At 57.5% G+C, this 20,732-nt stretch carries 23 protein-coding genes and 4 tRNA genes; 17 read left to right on the forward strand and 10 right to left on the reverse strand.

Annotated features, from left to right (window positions below):
- Positions 1-193: 193 nt before the first annotated feature.
- A complete protein-coding gene (gene yegQ / locus BMY54_RS14970; RefSeq protein WP_093433999.1) occupies positions 194-1,525 on the reverse strand; it encodes a prephenate-dependent tRNA uridine(34) hydroxylase TrhP in 1,332 nt (443 codons plus the stop codon).
- 155 nt (positions 1,526-1,680) lie between these two features.
- Between yegQ and BMY54_RS14975 the strand changes: the two genes are divergently transcribed.
- Complete coding sequence (locus BMY54_RS14975) at positions 1,681-2,742, forward strand: AI-2E family transporter (RefSeq protein WP_093434002.1); 1,062 nt, start codon at positions 1,681-1,683, stop codon at positions 2,740-2,742.
- On the opposite strand, the gene BMY54_RS14980 is transcribed toward BMY54_RS14975, so the two are convergent.
- The 3 genes from BMY54_RS14980 to BMY54_RS14990 form a co-directional block, all read right to left on the reverse strand.
- Positions 2,739-2,921, reverse strand: coding sequence for a hypothetical protein (locus BMY54_RS14980; RefSeq protein WP_093434005.1), 183 nt, complete (start codon positions 2,919-2,921; stop codon positions 2,739-2,741). The genes BMY54_RS14975 and BMY54_RS14980 overlap by 4 nt on opposite strands.
- Positions 2,922-3,019: 98 nt before the next feature.
- A complete protein-coding gene (locus tag BMY54_RS14985; RefSeq protein WP_016984641.1) occupies positions 3,020-3,214 on the reverse strand; it encodes a hypothetical protein in 195 nt (64 codons plus the stop codon).
- Between the two features lie 230 nt (positions 3,215-3,444).
- Positions 3,445-3,795: a hypothetical protein gene (locus BMY54_RS14990; protein ID WP_093434008.1), complete on the reverse strand. Its 351-nt coding sequence runs from the start codon at positions 3,793-3,795 to the stop codon at positions 3,445-3,447.
- Positions 3,796-4,051: 256 nt separating this feature from the next.
- Between BMY54_RS14990 and BMY54_RS14995 the strand changes: the two genes are divergently transcribed.
- The gene (locus BMY54_RS14995) at positions 4,052-4,870 is read left to right on the forward strand and encodes a shikimate 5-dehydrogenase (protein ID WP_093434011.1); all 819 of its coding nucleotides are present in this window, start codon (positions 4,052-4,054) and stop codon (positions 4,868-4,870) included.
- Positions 4,871-5,088: 218 nt separating this feature from the next.
- Positions 5,089-5,607: a cupin domain-containing protein gene (locus BMY54_RS15000; protein ID WP_093434014.1), complete on the forward strand. Its 519-nt coding sequence runs from the start codon at positions 5,089-5,091 to the stop codon at positions 5,605-5,607.
- Positions 5,608-5,742: 135 nt separating this feature from the next.
- Here the strand turns inward: BMY54_RS15000 and BMY54_RS15005 are convergent, their stop codons facing one another.
- On the reverse strand, positions 5,743-6,390 hold the full coding sequence (locus BMY54_RS15005) for a YceH family protein (protein WP_093434017.1): 648 nt from the start codon (positions 6,388-6,390) through the stop codon (positions 5,743-5,745).
- Positions 6,391-6,514: 124 nt separating this feature from the next.
- Between BMY54_RS15005 and BMY54_RS15010 the strand changes: the two genes are divergently transcribed.
- Positions 6,515-7,024: a DUF1993 domain-containing protein gene (locus tag BMY54_RS15010; RefSeq protein ID WP_093434020.1), complete on the forward strand. Its 510-nt coding sequence runs from the start codon at positions 6,515-6,517 to the stop codon at positions 7,022-7,024.
- 254 nt (positions 7,025-7,278) lie between these two features.
- Here the strand turns inward: BMY54_RS15010 and sstT are convergent, their stop codons facing one another.
- A complete protein-coding gene (gene sstT, locus BMY54_RS15015; protein ID WP_093434023.1) occupies positions 7,279-8,511 on the reverse strand; it encodes a serine/threonine transporter SstT in 1,233 nt (410 codons plus the stop codon).
- Between the two features lie 336 nt (positions 8,512-8,847).
- On the opposite strand from sstT, the gene BMY54_RS15020 reads away from it, so the two are divergent.
- Positions 8,848-10,011, forward strand: coding sequence for an MFS transporter (locus tag BMY54_RS15020; protein ID WP_093434026.1), 1,164 nt, complete (start codon positions 8,848-8,850; stop codon positions 10,009-10,011).
- On the opposite strand, the gene nhaR is transcribed toward BMY54_RS15020, so the two are convergent.
- Positions 10,006-10,905, reverse strand: coding sequence for a transcriptional activator NhaR (nhaR, locus tag BMY54_RS15025; RefSeq protein ID WP_093434029.1), 900 nt, complete (start codon positions 10,903-10,905; stop codon positions 10,006-10,008). The two genes, BMY54_RS15020 and nhaR, sit on opposite strands and share 6 nt — an antisense overlap.
- 133 nt (positions 10,906-11,038) lie before the next feature.
- On the opposite strand from nhaR, the gene BMY54_RS15030 reads away from it, so the two are divergent.
- A complete protein-coding gene (locus tag BMY54_RS15030; protein WP_007965379.1) occupies positions 11,039-11,281 on the forward strand; it encodes a hypothetical protein in 243 nt (80 codons plus the stop codon).
- Between the two features lie 29 nt (positions 11,282-11,310).
- A complete protein-coding gene (locus BMY54_RS15035; protein ID WP_016986876.1) occupies positions 11,311-12,060 on the forward strand; it encodes a TerC family protein in 750 nt (249 codons plus the stop codon).
- Positions 12,061-12,329: 269 nt separating this feature from the next.
- Here the strand turns inward: BMY54_RS15035 and BMY54_RS30615 are convergent, their stop codons facing one another.
- Positions 12,330-12,500, reverse strand: a complete 171-nt coding sequence (locus BMY54_RS30615) for a hypothetical protein (RefSeq protein WP_175559614.1) — start codon at positions 12,498-12,500, stop codon at positions 12,330-12,332.
- Between the two features lie 234 nt (positions 12,501-12,734).
- Between BMY54_RS30615 and BMY54_RS15045 the strand changes: the two genes are divergently transcribed.
- The 3 genes from BMY54_RS15045 (at position 12,735) to BMY54_RS15055 (ending at position 13,921) form a co-directional block, all read left to right on the forward strand.
- Complete coding sequence (locus BMY54_RS15045; protein ID WP_093434034.1) at positions 12,735-13,406, forward strand: peptidase C39 family protein; 672 nt, start codon at positions 12,735-12,737, stop codon at positions 13,404-13,406.
- Between the two features lie 89 nt (positions 13,407-13,495).
- Complete coding sequence (locus BMY54_RS15050) at positions 13,496-13,702, forward strand: DUF6021 family protein (RefSeq protein ID WP_093434037.1); 207 nt, start codon at positions 13,496-13,498, stop codon at positions 13,700-13,702.
- 12 nt (positions 13,703-13,714) lie between these two features.
- On the forward strand, positions 13,715-13,921 hold the full coding sequence (locus BMY54_RS15055; RefSeq protein WP_093434040.1) for a hypothetical protein: 207 nt from the start codon (positions 13,715-13,717) through the stop codon (positions 13,919-13,921).
- A 62-nt stretch (positions 13,922-13,983) separates the two neighbouring features.
- On the opposite strand, the gene pbpG is transcribed toward BMY54_RS15055, so the two are convergent.
- Together pbpG and folD are read right to left on the reverse strand one after the other, a co-directional pair.
- A complete protein-coding gene (gene pbpG / locus BMY54_RS15060) occupies positions 13,984-14,922 on the reverse strand; it encodes a D-alanyl-D-alanine endopeptidase (protein ID WP_093434043.1) in 939 nt (312 codons plus the stop codon).
- A gap of 230 nt (positions 14,923-15,152) precedes the next feature.
- Positions 15,153-16,007, reverse strand: coding sequence for a bifunctional methylenetetrahydrofolate dehydrogenase/methenyltetrahydrofolate cyclohydrolase FolD (gene folD, locus BMY54_RS15065; protein ID WP_038362797.1), 855 nt, complete (start codon positions 16,005-16,007; stop codon positions 15,153-15,155).
- Positions 16,008-16,282: 275 nt separating this feature from the next.
- On the opposite strand from folD, the gene BMY54_RS15070 reads away from it, so the two are divergent.
- From BMY54_RS15070 to clpX, 7 genes are all read left to right on the forward strand, one after another.
- Positions 16,283-16,359, forward strand: a tRNA-Arg gene (locus BMY54_RS15070).
- 32 nt (positions 16,360-16,391) lie between these two features.
- A tRNA-His gene (locus BMY54_RS15075) sits at positions 16,392-16,467 on the forward strand.
- A 56-nt stretch (positions 16,468-16,523) separates the two neighbouring features.
- Positions 16,524-16,608: transfer RNA gene (locus BMY54_RS15080), tRNA-Leu, on the forward strand.
- Between the two features lie 77 nt (positions 16,609-16,685).
- A tRNA-His gene (locus tag BMY54_RS15085) sits at positions 16,686-16,761 on the forward strand.
- 402 nt (positions 16,762-17,163) lie between these two features.
- A complete protein-coding gene (tig, locus tag BMY54_RS15095; RefSeq protein WP_093434049.1) occupies positions 17,164-18,474 on the forward strand; it encodes a trigger factor in 1,311 nt (436 codons plus the stop codon).
- Positions 18,475-18,567: 93 nt separating this feature from the next.
- Complete coding sequence (gene clpP, locus BMY54_RS15100) at positions 18,568-19,203, forward strand: ATP-dependent Clp endopeptidase proteolytic subunit ClpP (protein WP_007951559.1); 636 nt, start codon at positions 18,568-18,570, stop codon at positions 19,201-19,203.
- 112 nt (positions 19,204-19,315) lie between these two features.
- Positions 19,316-20,599 carry an ATP-dependent Clp protease ATP-binding subunit ClpX gene (clpX, locus tag BMY54_RS15105; protein WP_003223632.1) on the forward strand — a complete coding sequence of 428 codons (1,284 nt, stop codon included), beginning with the start codon at positions 19,316-19,318 and terminating at the stop codon, positions 20,597-20,599.
- Positions 20,600-20,732 lie beyond the last annotated feature (133 nt).

Raw genomic sequence — 20,732 nt, forward strand, 5'->3', positions numbered from 1 at the left:
GGGCCGACCGAGATGTCTTGCGTTATGTATCGACCTGAACAACCGAGTCGATTATGGACTCGGCCAAGTCCAGTTTTCTTGATCAGAAGAGTCGATTGTGGATTCACCGGCGTAATTTCAGGTCGGCGGATTTCTCCAATTTCCCCCAATCGGTCCCCTCTCCCTCTGGGAGAGGGCTAGGGTGAGGGCCTTCTCAGGCATCACGCAGATCCCGCATCAACAACCCAAACCGCAAATCCACCGCATCCGGAATCGGCAGATACACCGTGTGCCCATCCCCCGGTGCCACCTCGATCGCTTCTTCTTTAGCGTTCTGCAACTCATGCAGATCAAAATGGAAATTGCCCTTCGGCGTCATCAACTCCAGATGATCACCCAAGGCAAAGCGGTTCTTCACCTTGACCTCTGCCAACCGCCCACGCCGTTCGCCGGTCAACTCGCCAACGAACTGCTGACGCTCCGACACCGAGCTGCCGTGCTGATAATTCTGGTACTCGTCATGTACATGCCGACGCAGAAATCCTTCGGTGTAGCCACGCTGTGCGAGTGATTCCAGATCGGTCATCAGGCTACGGTCAAATTCACGCCCGGCCACCGCATCATCAATCGCGCGGCGATACACCTGGGTGGTGCGCGCGCAATAGAAGTGCGATTTGGTCCGGCCTTCGATTTTCAGGGAATGCACGCCCATGCGCGTCAGGCGCTCGACATGCTGCACCGCGCGCAGGTCCTTGGCGTTCATGATGTAGGTGCCGTGTTCGTCCTCGAATGCTGGCATCAATTCATCGGGGCGATTGGCTTCCTGCAGCAGGAACACCTGATCGGTGGGCGTGCCCAGCCCCAGCGTTGGCTCTGGCTGGAAGGTCTGGACGATCTCGCCGAGCTGGTTTTCGGTGGCTTCTTGCGCTGAGTATTTCCAGCGACAAGCATTGGTGCAGGTGCCCTGATTGGCATCGCGCTTATTCATGTAACCCGACAACAGACAGCGCCCGGAATAGGCCATGCACAGCGCGCCGTGGACGAACACTTCCAGTTCCATGCCCGGCACCTGCTCACGGATTTCGCCGATTTCCTCTAGCGACAATTCTCGCGACAGGATGATCCGGCTCAAACCCATCTGCTGCCAGAACTCGACGCTCGCCCAGTTCACCGTGTTGGCCTGCACCGACAGGTGAATCGGCATCTGCGGGAAATGTCGCCGCACGAGCATGATCAGTCCCGGGTCGGACATGATCAGCGCGTCGGGGGCCATGTCGATGACTGGTGCCAGATCCTTGAGGAAGGTCTTCAACTTGGCGTTGTGCGGCGCGATGTTGACCACCACGTAAAAGCGTTTGCCTTGCGCCTGCGCTTCACGAATACCCAGTGCCAGATTGGCGTGATCGAACTCGTTGTTGCGCACCCGCAGGCTGTAACGCGGCTGGCCGGCGTAGACCGCATCGGCGCCGTAAGCGAAGGCGTAACGCATGTTTTTCAGGGTGCCAGCGGGGGCGAGCAGTTCGGGGGCGGCGAGGGTAGGGGTCATGGCGGTGTCGGTCGCAAAAGCGCGGCAGGGTAAGTCAGATGCGGCGAGTGTTTGTTGATCTGGATCTATGCTCCATGAATAAAGATGGCACTCGTGCAGGTCGCGGTTGACTAAGCATCGGGGCGTGCATGACGCCTGACTGACATGGATCGGACATGAACGAAAAAAGCCTTCAATTCAAATCCCTCACCGTGCTGCTGTTGCTGGTCACGGTGGCGTTTATCTGGATCCTCTTGCCGTTCTACGGTGCGGTGTTCTGGGCGGTAATTCTCGGCATTGTGTTTGCGCCGATGCAACGCCGGCTGCAGGCGAAATTCGGCTGGCAGCGCAACCTGACGTCCCTGTGTACCTTGTCGGTCTGCCTGGTGATCGCGATTCTGCCGGTGATCATCCTCAGTGTGCTGTTGGTGCAGGAAGGCGCAGCGGTCTACAAGAACATCGAAAGCGGCGAGCTGGACATCGCTGCGTATCTGGCGCAATTCAAGCACAGCCTGCCGCCGTACTTTCAGCACTTGCTCGACCGGTTTGGCATGGGCGAGCTAAACGGCTTGCGCGAGAAAATCGTCAAATCGGCGATGCAGGGCAGCCAGGTGCTGGCCAGTCAGGCGTTCAGTTTTGGCCAGGGCACATTCGAATTCGTGGTGAGTTTTTTCATCATGTTGTATCTGCTGTTTTTCTTTCTGCGTGACGGCGCCGAGCTGGCGCGCAAGGTGCGCACCGCTGTGCCACTGGAGGAAGGCCACAAGCGGCGCTTGCAGTTGAAGTTCAACCGTGTGGTACGGGCGACGGTGAAGGGCAATCTGGTGGTCGCGGTGACGCAGGGCGCATTGGGCGGGGCGATTTTCTGGTTTCTCGACATCCCCAGCGCGCTGCTGTGGGCGGTGTTGATGGGGTTTTTGTCGTTGCTGCCAGCGGTCGGTGCGGGGATTGTCTGGGCGCCGGTGGCGGTGTATTTCCTGCTCAGCGGGATGATCTGGCAAGGCGTGGTGCTGGGCTTGTTCGGGGTATTCGTGATCGGTTTGGTGGACAACGTGCTGCGGCCGATTCTGGTGGGCAAGGACACCAAAATGCCCGATTACATGATTCTGATCTCGACCCTTGGCGGCCTGGCAGTCTTCGGTCTCAACGGCTTTGTGATCGGGCCGCTGATCGCGGCATTGTTCATGTCGAGCTGGGCGCTGTTCGCCGAGACCAAGCCCAAAGTGCAACTGCCTTAAGCGTGAAACGGCTCGCTGACAAGCTTCTGCGACAGTGCCTGCGCAGCGGGCAAGGAAGTCAGCGGGCCACTGATCGCTTCGCCGTCGCGCATCAGATACCAGCAGGCAAGCAGGCCCGTGGCCCTGAGCGAAGCGGGGACGGCGCTGCCGATAACGGACATGATTTGAACCTGAGCCATGACGAGTACCTCCATCTATCAATGGAGCTACCTTAAAGATTCGCCGGTTCTACGGACAATCAACGCTTTCGATAGTGGTCATTGACGCCGTTGAGGCTTCAGTCGACCACTTGATCAAGCATGTGCATGACTTCACGCTCGTTGAGCAAACCTTTGTGCACGAGGTTTTCCGCCAGCAGCGAAAGGAACTTGGCGCAACGATGGCCTTCCAGGTGCTTGAGCTCGGTCAGCGCGCTGTACACCTTGCTGGAGGTGCACAGGCCGACGATGCGGTGCGGGTTTTGTGTTGGCATACAGTCGTCCTTGTTGTTATCAACCTGTTGTTTACGGACGGATTCAGATTGCGGCTCCGTCATGACAAATAAATGACCGTTTTATGGAAAAGTACATAACGGTCAATCAATCATGCCGACTTTAGCCGGTGAAACTGTCCTCACAGCGACCTTGGCGAGATTTTTTCAGACGCTGGCCGACCAACGGTCATAAAAAAGCCCCGCTATAAAAGCAGGGCTTTGTGTTTCGGTTACCAGCGTGGGCCGCCGTAGTAGTGCGGACGACCGTAGTAGCCGCGCGGCGGGCCGTAATACACCGGGGCCGGTTGCACGTAGACCGGTTGTTGAACATACACCGGCGCGGGCTGGTAGTAGACCGGTGGCGGTGGCTGCTGCACATAGACCGGTGGCGGGGCGTACACCGGCGCCTGTTGCACATAAACCGGACGATCCTGGTTGATAAGCGCCGAACCGATGATGGCCGAGCCGACGATTGCGCCAAACACCGCCGGACCCTGCCAGCCACCGCCGTGGGCTTCTGCTTGCCCTGTGACAGCAAAAGCACCGATCAGCAGGGCGACGATAGGGAGTTTACGAATCATGATAATTCCTCGGTTCTTCGACCCGGCATCGGGGCCTGCACCAGGCCCACAGTTGTCGCGGGGATACTTCTAAGACAGCGAATTTTGGAAAATCAGCACAGCCACTGGGTAAATTTTGTGTAAGGTCTGTACCGGTTTATTTACCGGGCTGTGTGATGGCCGCGGAAGACGTTTAAAACAGGCCTCTATGATCGTTCAGAAGCCGATGGGCTGGCTAATCCCGTTTATCCGAAAGTGCGTTTGAAGGAGAAGTTTCATGCAGATGAACCCGAACAAAGACACCCAACTGTGCATGTCCCTGTCCGGGCGCCCGGGGAACTTCGGTCTGCGTTTTCATAACCATTTGTATGAGCAGTTGGGCCTGAACTTCTACTACAAGGCGTTCAGCAGCCAGGACCTGACCGGCGCAGTCGGCGGCATTCGCGCCTTGAGTATCCGTGGTTGCGGCGTGTCGATGCCGTTCAAGGAAGCGTGCATTGCGCTGGTCGATGAGCTGGATGCGTCGGCAGCGGCGATCCAGTCGATCAATACCATCGTCAATACCCACGGCCATCTCAAGGCTTACAACACTGATTACATCGCTGTGGCGCAGTTACTGGAAACCCACGCGGTGCCCAAAGAATCGACCTTTGCCTTGCGAGGCAGTGGCGGCATGGCCAAAGCGGTGGCCAGCGCCCTGCGTGACGGTGGTTACAAAAACGGCTTGATCGTCGCCCGCAACGAACGCGCCGGACGTGCATTGGCGGATTCGCTGGGCTATCGCTGGCAGGCTGAACTGGGCGATGAACGCCCGCAGATGCTGATCAATGTGACGCCAGTGGGCATGGACGGCGGGCCGGAGGCGGGGCAGTTGGCGTTTGAACCGGAGGTGATCAAGGCTGCCGAAACGGTGTTTGATGTGGTCGCGATCCCGTCGGAGACGCCGCTGATTGTGCGCGGTCGAGCAGAGGGCAAGCGGGTGATCACCGGACTTGAGGTGATTGCGATTCAGGCACTGGAGCAGTTTGTGCTGTACACCGGCGTGCGGCCGACTGAAGAGCAGTTTGCGGCGGCGGTGGCGTTTGCCCGGAGCTGATTGAGTATTGTGGTGGCTGGGCGGGCCTCTTCGCGAGCAGGTTCGCTCCCACAGTGGAATTTTTGTCATACACAAGTTGTGTGTTCGCTGTAGATCCCCTGTGGGAGCGAGCTTGCTCGCGAAGGAGGCGACGCGGTTTCACGCCGGCCATCAATGCCTATACTGCCTCCTCAGCAAGCCCAGACTTGCCCACCATAAAAACCGTGACCGAGGCTCCCATGCATCCGCCTATCCTCAACCTGCATCAGGTCGAACTCGAACCCCTGCCCGAAGCCCTGGCCCCGGAAGGCGAAACCGCCGGGCGCTATCAACAGCGCATGGCGCGGATTGGCCAGCAATTGGGGTCGCAAAAACTCGGTTATCGCCTGTATGCCTTGCCACCGGGCATGCGTGGCAGCCCGTTTCACAGCCATCGGGTCAACGAAGAGATGTTTTACGTGGTGGCCGGGGAGGGCGAGGTGCGTCTGGGCGCCGAGCGTTTCCCGATCCGCGAAGGCGACGTGATCGCTTGCCCGCCGGGTGGGCCGGAGAAGGCGCATCAGATCATCAATACCAGCTCGGGCGAATTGCGCTATCTGGCGGTGAGCACCCAGCAGCAGCCCGATATTTGCGAATACCCGGATTCGAACAAATATGCGGTGATGGATAATTTTCAGGTTGATGCCGAAGGTAACACTTCAGGCTTTGTCGCCGTGGCGCGGCAGAAGGATGGCGTTGATTACTGGGATGGTGAATAACCCCAAGACCTGAAGCCTGAAGAATAACCCCTGTGGGAGCGAGCTTGCTCGCGAATGCGGTGTGTCATTCAAAAATGATGTAGCTGACACTACCTCTTCGCGAGCATGCTCGCTCCCACAATAAAATGGTGGTGGTTATTCGAGGCGGGCCAGGCGTTCTTCCAGCGCGGCGATTCGCGCTTCTAGCTCTTCGATACGCTCAACCGAAACGCCACTGCTTGCACCGCGATCCTGCGGACTCTGCCGCGCTGCCATAATTGCCTCGCTATCCGCCGGATCACCCAGCGCATGGGTATAACGGTCTTCGCGCTGCCCGGCCTGACGCGGAATCAACACCGCCAGCCCCCGCGCAATCAAGCGCTCAAGCTGATGCACAACTTGTTCGGCGTCTTCGAAATCATGCATGCGCCCGCTGCGGGTCAGCAGCTCATTGACGGTTTGCGGGCCGCGCAGAAACATCAGTCCGCTAAGAATCACCTGCGCTGGCACCAGTTCCAGCGCCTTGTCGACTTTGTGCTCCCAGCGGTCGGCGCGGCTGCCCATCACCAGTTTGGCGAAACCGCGACCTTCCAGCGCCCGCAAACTCTGGCCGACCTGACCCTGAGTCAGGTTCATCACCGGTTCGCGGCTGGTTTTCTGATTACACGCCGTGACCAGCGCATTAAGGGTCAGCGGGTAGGTTTCCGGGCTGGTCGCCTGTTTTTCGATCAGCGAACCAAGGATGCGGATTTCCGTGGCATTGAGCCGTGGTTCGTCGAAGCTGGATTCTGTCTCTGTGGTCATCGCGCGTTCCCTCTGCAGTCGAAGGCGCCTAGCCTAATCCTTGCCAAACAAAAGGCAAGCCGTGTGGTCATCAAGCATGGCTATAATCGCCTCCTGTTCCACCCAGCCACCACACGAGACTGCCATGACCATTTCCCTGTACGCCGCATCCGTCCCGGTTTTTCAACAAATGCTCAACGCACTGAGCGATGTCCTGAAAAAGGCTGAAGCCCACGCCACCGAGAAAAACATCGATCCGAACGCTTTCCTGCAGGCCCGTCTGTATCCGGACATGTTCCCGCTGACCCGCCAGGTGCAGATCGCCGTCGACTTCGCCAAAGGCGTTTCTTCGCGTCTGGCTGAAGTCGAAGTGCCTAAGTACGACGATACCGAAACCACCTTCGCCGAGCTGCAAGCCCTGATCGCCAAGGTTCTGGCCTACATCGGCGAGATCAAGCCGGAGCAGATCAATGGCAAGGAAGGCATCGAAATCGTTACTCGTCCGGGCACGCCGAAAGAGAAGCGCTTCAGCGGTCAGGCTTACCTGCTGACTTACGGTCTGCCGCAGTTCTTCTTCCACGTCACTACCACTTATGCGCTGCTGCGTCATAACGGGGTTGAAGTGGGCAAGCGCGATTACATGGGCGCGTTCTAAACCGCCAGAAGCCCCTCATCGGAACGCCGCCCGCCTAGCCCTCTCCCGGAGGGAGAGGGAACTGACCGAGTTGTTTGTTCGAAATACACCGACGTGAAATATCAAGTCGAACTCAAGTCTTGAAGGCAACAACGATCGGCTCCCTTCCCCCTCGCCCCCTTGGGGGAGAGGGTTGGGGTGAGGGGGAAAAGATCTCAGCCACAAAAAAGCCCGCCAAGGTTCACACCGTGGCGGGCTTTTCATTACAGCGTCTGTTACGCCGTACGTTGGGCTTTTGCTTCCTCACCCAGGCACGCCGCAGCGGTAAACAGCACATCAGTCGACGAGTTCAGCGCCGTCTCTGCCGAATCCTGCAACACGCCAATAATGAAACCGACCGCCACCACCTGCATGGCAATCTCGCTCGGAATCCCGAACAGGCTGCACGCCAACGGAATCAGCAACAGCGATCCACCCGCCACACCCGACGCGCCACAGGCGCAAATGGCGGCGACAACGCTGAGCAGAATCGCCGTTGGAATATCCACGGCAATACCCAATGTGTGCACGGCCGCCAGGCTCAGCACCGTAATGGTGATCGCTGCACCGGCCATGTTAATGGTCGCGCCCAGCGGAATCGACACCGAATAGGTGTCTTCATGCAGACCCAGACGCTTGCTCAATTCCAGATTGACCGGAATGTTTGCCGCCGAGCTGCGGGTGAAGAATGCGGTGATGCCACTTTCACGCAGGCATTTGAGAGTCAGCGGATACGGGTTGCGACGCAGTTTCCAGAACACGATCAGCGGGTTCATCACCAGTGCCACGAACAGCATGCAGCCGAGCAGCACGGCCAGCAGGTGTGCATAACCGATCAATGCGCCGAAACCGGAGGTGGCCAGCGTCGAGGCCACCAGACCGAAAATGCCCAGCGGGGCGAAACGAATCACCACGCGCACGATCACCGTCACGCCATTGGACAGATCACCCAGCACTTCACGGGTGGTGTCGCCGGCATGGCGAATTGCGATGCCCATGCCGATCGCCCACGCCAGGATACCGATGAAGTTGGCGTTCATCAGTGCGCTGACCGGGTTGTCGACCACGCTCAACAGCAGGCTTTGCAGCACTTCGCCGATACCGCCCGGCGCCGTCACCGAAACGTTGTCGGTCGACAGCACAAGGTGCGATGGGAACGCCATGCTCGCAACCACGGCCACGACCGCCGCCGCAAAAGTGCCCAGCAGATAGAGGAACAGAATTGGGCGGATATGAGTTTCCTGGCCGTGCTTGTGGTTGGCAATCGAGGCCATCACCAGCACGAACACCAGAATCGGTGCGACGGCTTTCAACGCTGAAACAAACACTTTGCCGATGAACGCCGTGCCTTTCGCCGCTTCCGGGGCGAGCAGCGCCAGGGCGATACCGGCGATCAGGCCGATGACGATCTGCGTGACCAGGCTGAGGTTTTTCAGGCGTTGCAGTAGAGAAGGGGATGAAGCGGTCATAGCGGCATCTCTGATTTTTTATAGGGTGCAAGGTTGCGTAAAGCGATGGCAAAGCAGTGGCAGACCACCGCCACGAACCGAAAGTGTTGACGCGACATCAACGCCAATAAACCGGTCGTTGAGCAGGTTGTACGTTTTTCAGGGCGCGGACTTTATCACAGCGTAGGCCTTATCCTTCAGGCATGTGACGATCTGCCACCGGATCAGGCAACAAAGTCGGCAGGTTTGTGCAAGTCAGCCCGGACACACTCTGTTAAGATTGCGCATCCTTATTTTCAAATTTCGCCAGCGGGCCTTCGGGTCAACGCTGGTGTCGTCGTTTTGCTGGAGTTGCGCATGCTGTTGCCCATTCTTCTGTTGTCCGCCGCCGGGTTCACGGTGCTGACCACGGAATTCGTCATAGTCGGCCTGTTGCCGGCGATTGCCCGAGACCTCGAAGTCACCATCCCGCAGGCCGGGTTGCTGGTGACTTTATTCGCTTTTACCGTGGCGATGTTCGGGCCTTTCCTGACCGCGTATTTCGCCCGCTTTGAGCGGCGCAAGCTATTTATCAGCATCCTGATCATGTTTGGTCTGGCCAATACCGTGGCGGCGCTGGCGCCGAACATCTGGGTGATGGCGATTGCCCGGTTGATCCCGGCGCTCGGGCTGCCGGTGTTCTGGGCCTTGGCCAGTGAGACCGCAGTGGACATCGTCGGCCCGGATTTCGCCGGCCGCGCGATCGCCAAGATCGGTTTCGGCATTGTCTGCGCCACGGTGTTCGGCATCCCGGTTGGCACGTTGATTTCCGATGCGTTCGGCTGGCGCAGTGCCTTTGGCATTCTGGCGGTGATCGCTTTTGCCAAAGCCTTGTTGCTGTTTGTTTATCTGCCGAAAACCAGCCTGCACCAACATCAGGTCAGCTTCCGCTCGCAGTTCAAGATTCTGCGCAGTCCGTTGATGATCGGCCACATCGTCCTGTCGATCCTGGTGTTCAGTGGCATGTTTACCGCTTACACGTATCTGGCCGACATTCTTGAGCGCCTCGCCGGGTTCAACGGCACCGTGGTCGGTTGGTGCCTGATGGCTTTCGGTGCGGTCGGGCTGATCGGCAACTCCCTGGGCGGTCGTGCGGTGGATCGCCATCCGCTGGGCGCGTCGGTGTTGTTCTGTGCGTTCATGATTGCCGGCATGGTCTCGCTGGTACCGAACATTCATTCGCCGCTGGGGCTCGCGGTGGCGATGGGGATCTGGGGCGTGACTCAGGCTGCGTTGTTCCTGGTCAGCCATGTGCGCCTGATGAAAGCCGCGCCGGAAGCGCCAGCGTTTGCTGCTTCGTTGAATATCGCCGGGGCCAATCTGGGGATCGGCCTGGGTGCCATCGTCGGTGGCCGGGTGATCGACAGCGCGGGTCTCGGCTTTCTCGGGTTTGCCGCCGCCGGGTTCATTTTGCTGTCGGTGTTCCTCGCCATGGTGCTGATGACGCTCAAGCCGCGCGAAATGTGCGCCGAGCCCTCATAACGCGGTAAACAGCTCGCGTCGGGCACCTTCGGTAATCGCAACGATGCCGGGGTGCTTGACCTTGCGCTCTACCGAAATGGCATAGAACGACTCGGTCACTGCGTCGGTCTGGCCAATCAGCTCGACGCCGCACTGGCGCTTCGCTTCATCGGCAATCACGCTCGGACCGATAAAAATCCCGCTGCCGGATTGGCCGAAAGCCTGCATCAACGCACTGTCATCAAACTCGCCGACGATTTGCGGCTGGATCTGCTGCTCGGCAAACCAGCGCTGCAAGCGGCTGCGCACCACGGTTTCCGGTCCGGGAATCAACAGTGGCGCACCGTGCAGGCTACGCGGGAAATCCTGACCGTATCTGGCTGCCAGTTCCGGGGTGGCGAAGAAACTGATTCCGCACTCACCGAGCTTCTGACTGTAGCCCTTGATGTCGAGGTGCGAGGGCATCGGGCTGTCGGAAATCACCAGGTCGAGGCGCTGGATCGCCAGATCGGCGAGCAAACGTTCGAGTTTGTCTTCGCGACAGGTAATGCGCAGAGGCTCGTTCAGCTCCATGGTTGGCGCGATCAGGCGATAGACAATGGATTTAGGCACCACGTCAGCCACGCCGACGCGGAACAGGATCTGCTGCTCGTTGGGCTGGGCACGCAGCATCAGTTCCAGTTCGCCGCCGAGCTGGAACATCTGCTCGGCGTAGGGCAGGGCTTGTCGCCCGGCTTCGGTCAATTCGAGTTGCCGGCCGACGCGTCTGAATAACTCGATGCCATACGTCTGTTCGAGCAGTGATATCTGCCCGCTGATGGTCTGTGGCGTCAGGTTCAGTTGCTCGCAGGCGCGCACGATGCTGCCGGTCTTGGCTACGACCCAGAAGTAATGCAGTTGTCGGTAATTGAGCATGACGTTCTACAGTTCGTGAAAACCGAAGTATAGCCAATAAAAATACGAATTTTCCTGAAGTGTTTGTCTCCCTAGAATGCCCAGCCATCGACGGCCGGTCTGTGAGCCTGTCTGTTCATTCGAAGGAAACCTTATGAAATACACAATCCCGGCATTGATGTTTACGTCTTTACTGCTTATGGCCGGTTGCGATCAGGCCGAGAAAAGCGCCCAGCAACTGATGGGCAAAGCGGCCGAAAGCGCCAAGCAAGCGATTGACGACACCCATAAAGCCGCTGAGCAGGCACTCAGTGATGCCACCGGCGGGTTGATCGAGAAGAAAGAAACTCCGGAAAAAGATGCGGAAAAATCCGAATCTTCCTCCAAGACCATCTAATTCGTCTTACACAGAGTCAGGACTGACCCATGGAATATCTGTTACAGCTCGCCGCCAGCCCCACCGCTTGGGTTGCTTTGGCCACACTGGTGGTGATGGAAATCGTGCTCGGCATCGATAACCTGATCTTTATCTCGATCCTGACCAACAAATTGCCCAAGCAGTACCAGCAGAAAGCACGCCGTATCGGTATCGGCATGGCGTTGATCCTGCGTCTGGCACTGTTGAGCACCATCGCCTTCATCGTGCAGCTGACCGCACCTGTGATCGAAATCCTGGGCCAGGCCTTCTCCTGGAAGGACATGATCCTGATCGCCGGTGGTCTGTTCCTGGTCTGGAAGGCTACGACCGAGATCCATCACAGCATGGACCCGGCGCCGGAAGATCCGAAGTCGGCGACCTCGACAGTCACTTTGGGTTTCGCCGCGGCTATCGGCCAGATCCTGATGCTCGACATGGTGTTCTCGATCGACAGCATCATTACTGCGGTCGGCATGACCGAACACTTGCCGATCATGATCATCGCGGTGGTGGTGTCGGTGCTGGTGATGCTGTTTGCTGCTGAACCACTGGCCAAGTTCATCAACGACAACCCGACGGTGGTGATGCTGGCGCTGGGCTTCCTGATCATGATCGGCATGACGCTGATCGCCGAAGGCTTCGGCGCCCATGTACCGAAAGGTTATGTGTATGCGGCCATGGCGTTCTCGGCTTCGATTGAAGTGCTGAACATGATGTCGCGCCGGGCGAAGCAGAAGAAGCTGGCTGAGCAGGTGTAACCGCTGAAAGTGAAAAGCCGCCTGAACTCTTTGAGGTCAGGCGGCTTTTTTTCGATTCGAGATTTTCAGTGTGGGATAGAGCCAGCCCCTCACCCCAGCCCTCTCCCGAGGGAGAGGGAGCCGATTTGTGGAGTGTTTTAGTCTTTAGTTCGGCTCGATATTTCAGGTCGGCGTAACTCGAAAGACACCCCGGTCAGTCCCCTCTCCCTCTGGGAGAGGGCTAGGCGGGCGGCGTTCCGATGAGGGGCTTTTGCCTTTGACGTTCAGCCTCAGTGCGCAGTGGCGTGGCGAGGACTTTGTTTCGGCGTTTTTCCGAGTGCAGCAGGCTGAACCGGATGGTGATGATGGCGCCGCGAAACCCGCAGCACCCCCCACAACATGGCAGCGGCCACGGCCAGCCAGCCGGCAATCAACATCACAATGGTCATGGTCAGGCTCATCAGTGCCTCCTCTTCGCCCTGCATCGGGCCCACACTTTTTCAATTCGCTCTGTTTCAGTGACAGTCTAGACAATGGGCTGTTTCAGACTATTGACCAAAGGTCGATTGCGACCAATCACTTTGCTCTATGCAATCGATGGGTCTGCCGCTTAAGGCTATACCGCAGCCGGGCGCGGCCCTATGATCGCAGGCGTTGCCGGAACACGATGACCGGCGTCTGAACAGAGAGTGATGATGGTGCAGGTATTTTCTCGAATTCGTGCGGCGCTACTGGTGGCAGGTTGTGCGGCCGTGTTGGCCGGATGTGCAGGTACTGTGGCGCCTGAGGTCAAGCGTCTGCCGGAGCGGGTCGAACTCAGTGGCACGTTCTATCGCGGCGAAGCCAATCAGAGTGGGCCGCAAGTGTTGGCCAGCCTGTTGTCGCAGCAGGGCATCGTGATAACCCCGGGCTTGCTCGAGAAACCTCTGCACTTGCCGGGTGCCGAAGACAAATTGCAGCAGAACCTGCAAAACCTCGCCCGCGAGTACGGCATGGTGGTTTACCCGCTGGACAGCAACCTGCCCGCACTGTTGACCCAGGTGGCGGCAGGCTATCCGGTGATGGTGCGCTTCAGCGAGGGGGCGGCATTCTGGGCCGAGCCGCGTTACGCGATCCTGTCCGGCTACGACCGCAACAAACAGAAGGTCTTGCTGCGTGCCGGCATGAACCGTCGCGAACTGATGAGTTTCAGCTCCTTTGAGTCGGCACTGGAGAAATCCGGTGGCTGGGCCGTGCTGATCCAGAAACCGTCGCAGATCCCGGCAGCCGTTGACCGTCAGCGCTGGCTCAAAGCGGCCGATGAACTGGCCCAGGCCGGTCAGGAAAACGAAGCGGCGCAGGCGCGCAAGGCGCTGGCAGCCCACTGAGTTCCGTTCGTCATTTGCCGGGCACGACTGCGCCCGGCAAGCCTCCTACGAATAGAACCCGTTTTCTGCGGGTGACTCAGGAGGCGAACATGGCAGATTCCCCATCCCCGAAAGGGCCGCATTCGACCGAGCATTCGTCGGGTCATGATCTGGGTTTCGACCCCGATTCGCCGGACCTTGATGATCCGCAAGTCGATCCGGTTGGCCCGGCCAAGGCGCCGAAAGACGTGAAACCCGGTGAAGACGACAAGACGCCGGCCAAACCGTATGACCCGTTAGCCAATCTGAAACCTTGATGTGAGGTGCGTATGAGTACTGACTCAAGCTTCGATGAGCAAAAACCGGACAGCGTGCCCACGACGCCGGAGCCGGAGATTGATCCGGTGCTGAATCCGGACAGCCCGCTGCGCGATCCGATGGCCCGACCTAATGTCATGACGCCGGAACCTTCGCGGGATCCAAGTGCAGGCGATGGCATTCCTGATGACGACAAGATGCCGCTGCCCAATGACTGAAATGCAGGAATGCAGGCGAAAAAAAGCCCCGAGGATTCGGGGCTTTTTCTTGCGGGCGCGGGTTACTTGGACGCTTCAACCACACCGCTCTGGCGTGACTTAAGGTTTTTCTCGGCCTTGTATTGTTGCGCCACCGCAGGAACGTTGGCGCTCTTGCCGGTTTCCACCCAGCTGCGAATACGGCTGGCATCGGCAAAGTGGGTGTATTTGCCGAAGGCATCGAGAATCACCAGCGCGACCGGGCGGTTAGCCATTTTCGTTACCAGTACCAGGCAATGACCGGCAGGATTGGTGAAACCGGTTTTGGTGATCTTGATGTCCCAGTCGGCCTTGTTCACCAAGTGGTCGGTATTGCGGAAACCCAGGGTGTAGTTGGGTTTGCGGAAAGACACGGTCTTTTCCTTGGTGGTGGTGAGTTCGCTGAGGAGCGGGTACTTATGCGCGGCCACCAGCAGCTTGCTCAGGTCGCGGGCGGTGGAAACGTTACGTTCCGACAGGCCTGTCGGTTCGACAAAGTGCGTACTGGTCATGCCCAGTGCCTTGGCTTTCGCGTTCATGGCCGCGATAAAGGCCGCATAACCTCCCGGATAGTGGTGAGCGAGGCTGGCGGCCGCGCGGTTCTCCGAAGACATCAAGGCGATCAGCAGCATCTCGCGACGCGGCAGCTCACTCTTGAGTTTGACTCGGGAGAACACACCCCTCATTTCCGGTGTGTTGCTGATATCGACATTGATCCATTCGTCCATGTTCTGCCGGGCTTCAACCACTACCAATCCAGTCATGAGCTTGCTGACAGAGGCGATCGGCACGATCACGTCAGGGTTGCTGGAGTAGATGACTTTATTGGTCTGCATATCCATGAGCAGTGCGCTGCCGGAGGCGATCTTCAGGCTCGAAGCGTCACGTGGGGCAGCGGTGGTTTCCGCAGCGTTGATCGTTGGCGTGATGAATGTGCCTGTAAAAGCAAAAAACAGGCTCAGAATCGAAAGACGAATTTTCACGCGGGCGAACTCATAAAGGTTGGATATTCCGTTAGTTTGTAACGGGTTATTTCTTCAAAGCGTCGCATTCTAGGAGTATGGCTGAAGATCTGTCGATGGTTGTTTGAATGACCTGAAAAACTCGTGAAAAGGCCTGTAAAAAGAGGGGTTTCCGGCGAACGGTTACAGTTTTTTCTCAGGCATGAAAAAACCCGCACAAGGCGGGTTTTTCTTATTGCTGAAAGTACCGATCAGGCGTGCAGGGTTTCTGCCGCATAAAGGGTGTTTTCCAGCAGGCAGGCACGGGTCATCGGACCTACGCCACCCGGCACTGGAGTGATCCAGCCAGCGCGGGGCAGGGCGGTTTCGTAGACGACGTCGCCGACCAGTTTGCCGTCGTCCTGACGGTTGATGCCGACGTCGATCACGATCGCGCCTTCCTTGATCCACTCGCCTTTGACCAGGCCCGGCTTGCCGGCGGCCACCACCACCAGATCAGCACGACCAACGTGGCCGGCCAGATCCTTGGTGAAACGGTGAGTCACGGTCACGGTGCAGCCGGCCAACAACAACTCCATCGCCATCGGGCGACCGACGATGTTGGAGGCGCCGACGACCACTGCGTCCATGCCATAAAGGTCGGCGCCAGTGCTTTCCAGCAGCGTCATGATGCCTTTAGGTGTGCAGGGACGCAGCAGCGGAATGCGCTGGGCCAGGCGGCCGACGTTATAAGGATGGAAGCCGTCGACGTCTTTGTCCGGGCGAATGCGCTCCAGCAATTTGGAGGCATCCAGGTGCTCGGGCAGCGGCAGCTGAAGCAGGATGCCGTCGATTGCAGGGTCGTCGTTGAGGCGATCGATCAGATCGGTCAACGCGTCTTGCGTGGTGTCGGAGGGCAGGTCGTAGGCTTGAGAGAGGAAGCCAACCTCTTCACAGTCTTTACGCTTGTGCGAGACATAAACCTGAGAGGCAGGATCGCTGCCGACCAGGATCACCGCGAGGCCGGGAGTGCGCAGGCCTTGCTGGCGACGCTCGGCAACTCGTTGGGCGATCTGCTGGCGCAGGCTGGCGGCGATCGATTTGCCGTCGATTAGTTGTGCAGTCATTGCGCGTGATTAACCATCGAGAGGGGAAAAAATGAGAACGCATTCTCGCATGTCGAGCGTTGAGGGCAAAGGCGCTTGGTCAGCAAATTCCTCTAACTCCTTTAATTAAATGAATTTTTTTCAAAAAGGATTTGACGACCTTTCGAGCGCTCTATACTATTCGTCGCACTTGTCGGGCACAGCCTAGCACTGGTTAAGAAGGTGAAGCGGAATCAAGGTTCTGCGACACTGGAAAGCACTTAGTTTGTAGTCCTTTAAGAGTACAGATTAATAAGGCGCCCGTAGCTCAGCTGGATAGAGCATCCGCCTTCTAAGCGGATGGTCGCAGGTTCGAGTCCTGCCGGGTGCGCCATTAGGCAGCTTTGGCACAAGTAACGCGATATGGTGGGCGTAGCTCAGTTGGTAGAGCACGGGATTGTGACTCCCGTTGTCGTGGGTTCGATCCCCATCGTCCACCCCATATTTCGAAAGGCGCCAGATGTAACAGTCTGGCGCCTTTGCTTTAAAAGCTTCATCGCGGATGTGGTGGAATTGGTAGACACACTGGATTTAGGTTCCAGCGCCGCGAGGCGTAAGAGTTCGAGTCTCTTCATCCGCACCAATTAAAGCTTCATTCATGTCTTCGGGCTGGTGAGGTTCCAACAAAGAAGTTGTTTGGCTTTTTTGTTACGCAATATGGTGGGCGTAGCTCAGTTGGTAGAGCACGGGATTGTGACTCCCGTTGTCGTGGGTTCGATCCCCATCGTCCACCCCATATTTCGAAAGGCGCCAGATTTAACAGTCTGGCGCCTTTTTTGTTTTAGCGGTTCTGAAAAGCGGCAATTGCCGGTTTCGGGGCGCAGGGGCAGGGCGCTTCGTCGTATTTATGTTGCTCGATGATGCTGTGCTGCTCGCCGGGCTTGCTTTCAGGTTCGGCCGTCAGGGACTGATTGGCAACCTCTTCTATATATAGAAGCGGTTGGCGCAGAGCCCTGGCGTGATTGGTTGTATTCGCCTGTGGGACGCGCTGCATCCGTGCATCGATCCCTATAAATTGCCTGCTGTTTTTTTACCCGTTTTCAGTAGGGTGACTTCTTGAGTTTGACCCACTAGAATGCATGCCCTTGATTCTGGGGTCGGAAACGGCCGGCTAACGTCTGTGCAACGAGGAATATCCATGCAAGTTTCTGTTGAAAATACTACTGCTCTCGAGCGCCGCATGAGCGTCACCGTGCCGGCTGAGCGCATCGAGACTCAGGTCAACAAGCGTCTGCAGCAGACTGCCCAAAAGGCCAAGATTGCTGGCTTCCGTCCAGGCAAAGTGCCAATGAGCGAAATCAAGCGCCGTTTCGGTGCTGATGCTCGTCAGGAAGCTGTAGGCGACGTGATCCAGTCCTCCTTCTACGAAGCTGTGGTTGAGCAGAAGCTGAACCCGGCAGGTTCGCCATCGATCGAGCCTAAGTCGCTCGAAGCTGGCAAGGACCTGGAATACGTTGCTGTATTCGAAGTGTTCCCTGAGTTCACCGTTGCCGGTTTCGACGGCATCACCGTTGAGCGCCTGAGCGCTGACGTGGCTGACGCTGACCTGGACAAAATGCTCGACATCCTGCGCAAGCAGAACACTCGTTTTGAAGTGGCCGATCGCGCTGCCCAGAACGAAGACCAACTGAACATCGATTTCGTTGGCAAGGTTGACGGCGAAGTATTCGCTGGCGGTTCCGCCAAGGGTACTCAGCTGGTACTGGGTTCCGGCCGCATGATCCCGGGCTTCGAAGAAGGCCTGGTTGGCGCTAAAGCGGGCGAAGAGCGCGTTCTGAACCTGACCTTCCCAGAGGACTATCAGAACCTGGACCTGGCTGGCAAAACCGCCGAGTTCACCGTGACCGTCAACACTGTTTCCGAGCCTAAACTGCCAGAGCTGAACGAAGAGTTCTTCGCTCAATTCGGCATCAAGGAAAGCGGCATCGACGGTTTCCGCACCGAAGTTCGCAAGAACATGGAGCGTGAACTGCGTCAGGCGATCAAATCCAAGGTCAAGAATCAGGTAATGGACGGTCTGCTGGCCACCAACCCGATCGAAGTGCCTAAGGCGCTGCTGTCCAACGAAGTTGACCGTCTGCGTGTGCAGGCTGTTCAGCAGTTCGGTGGCAACATCAAGCCTGATCAACTGCCGGCCGAGCTGTTCGAAGAGCAAGCCAAGCGCCGCGTCGTGCTGGGCCTGATCGTTGCTGAAGTGGTCAAGCAATTCGATCTGAAGCCTGACGAAGCTCGCGTTCGCGAAATGATTCAGGAAATGGCTTCCGCTTACCAGGAGCCTGAGCAGGTTGTGTCGTGGTACTACAAAAACGAGCAGCAGCTGAACGAAGTGCGTTCGGTTGTGCTGGAAGAGCAAGTTGTGGATACTGTTCTGCAGAAAGCTAGTGTGACCGACAAAGCGGTCTCTTACGAAGAAGCAGTCAAGCCGGTAGAAGCTCCAAAAGCCGACTGATTGATTCCGCGTTAAGAAGTACACACCATAAGCCAGCTCTCGAGCTGGCTTATGCGTATTCAAGACATAACTATTTGGGAGCGACTGCAGAGCATGTTCCGTAATTCTTATATTCAGCAGAACTCTGATATCCAGGCCGCCGGCGGCCTGGTCCCGATGGTTGTCGAGCAATCTGCTCGTGGCGAACGCGCCTATGACATCTATTCGCGCCTGCTCAAGGAGCGAGTGATCTTTCTGGTTGGTCCGGTAGAGGACTACATGGCCAACCTGATCTGTGCGCAACTGCTGTTCCTTGAAGCGGAAAACCCGGACAAGGACATCCATCTCTACATCAACTCCCCGGGCGGTTCGGTGACTGCAGGCATGTCGATCTACGACACCATGCAGTTCATCAAGCCGAACGTGTCGACCACCTGCATCGGCCAGGCCTGCAGCATGGGCGCATTCCTGCTGACCGCAGGTGCCCCGGGCAAGCGTTTCTGCCTGCCGAACTCGCGCGTGATGATTCACCAGCCACTGGGCGGTTTCCAGGGCCAGGCGTCGGACATCGAAATCCACGCCAAGGAAATCCTCTTCATTCGCGAGCGTCTGAACACGCTTATGGCCAAACACAGCGGGCGTACTCTGGAAGAAATCGAGCGCGATACCAATCGCGACAACTTCATGAGTGCAGAAGCTGCGAAGGAATATGGCCTGATCGACGAAGTGATCAACCAGCGCCCAGCTTAAAATAAGCAGCTCAAAATAGGCTTGGTCGGCTTGTCTGATCAGCGGCGGGCTTGAAAAAGCCCGCAATAGCCTTCATCTTGTGTTGCAAGCCTATCGGATTTGGATCGAACGAATGACTGACACCCGCAACGGCGAGGACAACGGCAAGCTGCTCTATTGCTCCTTCTGTGGCAAAAGCCAGCATGAAGTGCGCAAATTGATTGCCGGCCCCTCGGTCTTTATCTGCGACGAGTGCGTCGACCTGTGCAATGACATCATCCGCGAGGAGGTGCAGGAAGCCCAGGCCGAGAGCAGCGCGCATAAATTGCCTTCGCCTAAAGAAATCAGCGGCATCCTTGACCAGTACGTCATTGGTCAGGAGCGTGCGAAAAAGGTTTTGGCCGTAGCGGTGTACAACCACTACAAACGCCTGAACCAGCGTGACAAAAAGGCTGACGACGTCGAACTCGGCAAGAGCAACATCCTGCTGATCGGCCCGACAGGCTCCGGTAAAACCCTGCTGGCCGAAACACTGGCCCGCTTGCTGAACGTTCCGTTCACCATTGCCGACGCAACCACCCTCACCGAGGCGGGTTACGTGGGTGAAGATGTCGAGAACATCATTCAGAAGCTGCTGCAGAAGTGCGATTACGACGTAGAGAAGGCCCAGATGGGTATTGTCTACATCGACGAAATCGACAAGATTTCCCGCAAGTCCGACAACCCGTCGATCACCCGGGACGTTTCCGGTGAAGGCGTGCAACAGGCCTTGCTGAAGTTGATCGAAGGCACGGTCGCTTCCGTACCGCCGCAAGGTGGTCGCAAGCACCCGCAGCAGGAATTCCTGCAGGTCGACACCCGTAACATCCTGTTCATCTGCGGTGGTGCGTTCTCCGGTCTGGAAAAGGTTATTCAAAACCGTTCCACCAAGGGCGGCATCGGCTTCAACGCAGAAGTGCGCAGCAAGGAAGAAGGCAAGAAAGTCGGTGAATCCCTGCGTGAAGTCGAGCCTGACGATCTGGTCAAGTTCGGTCTGATCCCGGAATTCGTCGGTCGTCTGCCGGTCCTCGCGACGCTGGACGAGCTGGATGAGGCTGCGCTGATGCAGATCCTCACCGAGCCGAAAAATGCTCTGACCAAACAGTATGCCAAGCTGTTCGAGATGGAAGGCGTGGATCTGGAGTTCCGGACCGACGCACTGAAATCGGTCGCCAAGCGTGCCCTGGAACGTAAAACCGGTGCTCGTGGTCTGCGCTCGATTCTCGAAGGTGTACTGCTCGACACGATGTATGAAATCCCCTCGCAGTCCGAGGTGAGCAAAGTCGTGATCGATGAAAGCGTGATCGAAGGCAAGTCCAAGCCACTGTATATCTACGAAAACAGTGAGCCGACGGCCAAGGCAGCGCCGGACGCTTAAGCGTCCAGTCTGCTGGGATAAAGAAGGGGCCTTCGGGCCTCTTTTTTTTTATGTCATTTTTTACATCCGCTTTGTGCTTGTTTTTTTTCAAGGCAGCCCCCATCTTGGTTTCAAGCTCAATTCCATCTGATTA

Origin of the sequence: Pseudomonas sp. ok266, assembly GCF_900110195.1 — a bacterium.
Classification (GTDB): Bacteria; Pseudomonadota; Gammaproteobacteria; order Pseudomonadales; family Pseudomonadaceae; genus Aquipseudomonas; species Aquipseudomonas neuropathica.

What these genes read in the sequence shown, in the direction of transcription:
- nhaR (WP_093434029.1), bottom strand. Translation starts at nt 10,905, where the DNA reads ATGCTCAATTACCGACAACTGCATTACTTCTGGGTCGTAGCCAAGACC.
- BMY54_RS14975 (WP_093434002.1), top strand. Translation starts at nt 1,681, where the DNA reads ATGAACGAAAAAAGCCTTCAATTCAAATCCCTCACCGTGCTGCTGTTG.
- BMY54_RS14990 (WP_093434008.1), bottom strand. Translation starts at nt 3,795, where the DNA reads ATGATTCGTAAACTCCCTATCGTCGCCCTGCTGATCGGTGCTTTTGCT.
- yegQ (WP_093433999.1), bottom strand. Translation starts at nt 1,525, where the DNA reads ATGACCCCTACCCTCGCCGCCCCCGAACTGCTCGCCCCCGCTGGCACC.
- BMY54_RS15005 (WP_093434017.1), bottom strand. Translation starts at nt 6,390, where the DNA reads ATGACCACAGAGACAGAATCCAGCTTCGACGAACCACGGCTCAATGCC.
- BMY54_RS30615 (WP_175559614.1), bottom strand. Translation starts at nt 12,500, where the DNA reads ATGAGCCTGACCATGACCATTGTGATGTTGATTGCCGGCTGGCTGGCC.
- BMY54_RS15010 (WP_093434020.1), top strand. Translation starts at nt 6,515, where the DNA reads ATGACCATTTCCCTGTACGCCGCATCCGTCCCGGTTTTTCAACAAATG.
- BMY54_RS15055 (WP_093434040.1), top strand. Translation starts at nt 13,715, where the DNA reads ATGAGTACTGACTCAAGCTTCGATGAGCAAAAACCGGACAGCGTGCCC.
- clpP (WP_007951559.1), top strand. Translation starts at nt 18,568, where the DNA reads ATGTTCCGTAATTCTTATATTCAGCAGAACTCTGATATCCAGGCCGCC.
- BMY54_RS14985 (WP_016984641.1), bottom strand. Translation starts at nt 3,214, where the DNA reads ATGCCAACACAAAACCCGCACCGCATCGTCGGCCTGTGCACCTCCAGC.
- BMY54_RS15050 (WP_093434037.1), top strand. Translation starts at nt 13,496, where the DNA reads ATGGCAGATTCCCCATCCCCGAAAGGGCCGCATTCGACCGAGCATTCG.
- BMY54_RS15045 (WP_093434034.1), top strand. Translation starts at nt 12,735, where the DNA reads ATGGTGCAGGTATTTTCTCGAATTCGTGCGGCGCTACTGGTGGCAGGT.
- BMY54_RS14980 (WP_093434005.1), bottom strand. Translation starts at nt 2,921, where the DNA reads ATGGCTCAGGTTCAAATCATGTCCGTTATCGGCAGCGCCGTCCCCGCT.
- BMY54_RS15000 (WP_093434014.1), top strand. Translation starts at nt 5,089, where the DNA reads ATGCATCCGCCTATCCTCAACCTGCATCAGGTCGAACTCGAACCCCTG.
- clpX (WP_003223632.1), top strand. Translation starts at nt 19,316, where the DNA reads ATGACTGACACCCGCAACGGCGAGGACAACGGCAAGCTGCTCTATTGC.
- BMY54_RS15020 (WP_093434026.1), top strand. Translation starts at nt 8,848, where the DNA reads ATGCTGTTGCCCATTCTTCTGTTGTCCGCCGCCGGGTTCACGGTGCTG.
- tig (WP_093434049.1), top strand. Translation starts at nt 17,164, where the DNA reads ATGCAAGTTTCTGTTGAAAATACTACTGCTCTCGAGCGCCGCATGAGC.
- BMY54_RS15035 (WP_016986876.1), top strand. Translation starts at nt 11,311, where the DNA reads ATGGAATATCTGTTACAGCTCGCCGCCAGCCCCACCGCTTGGGTTGCT.
- folD (WP_038362797.1), bottom strand. Translation starts at nt 16,007, where the DNA reads ATGACTGCACAACTAATCGACGGCAAATCGATCGCCGCCAGCCTGCGC.
- BMY54_RS15030 (WP_007965379.1), top strand. Translation starts at nt 11,039, where the DNA reads ATGAAATACACAATCCCGGCATTGATGTTTACGTCTTTACTGCTTATG.
- sstT (WP_093434023.1), bottom strand. Translation starts at nt 8,511, where the DNA reads ATGACCGCTTCATCCCCTTCTCTACTGCAACGCCTGAAAAACCTCAGC.
- BMY54_RS14995 (WP_093434011.1), top strand. Translation starts at nt 4,052, where the DNA reads ATGCAGATGAACCCGAACAAAGACACCCAACTGTGCATGTCCCTGTCC.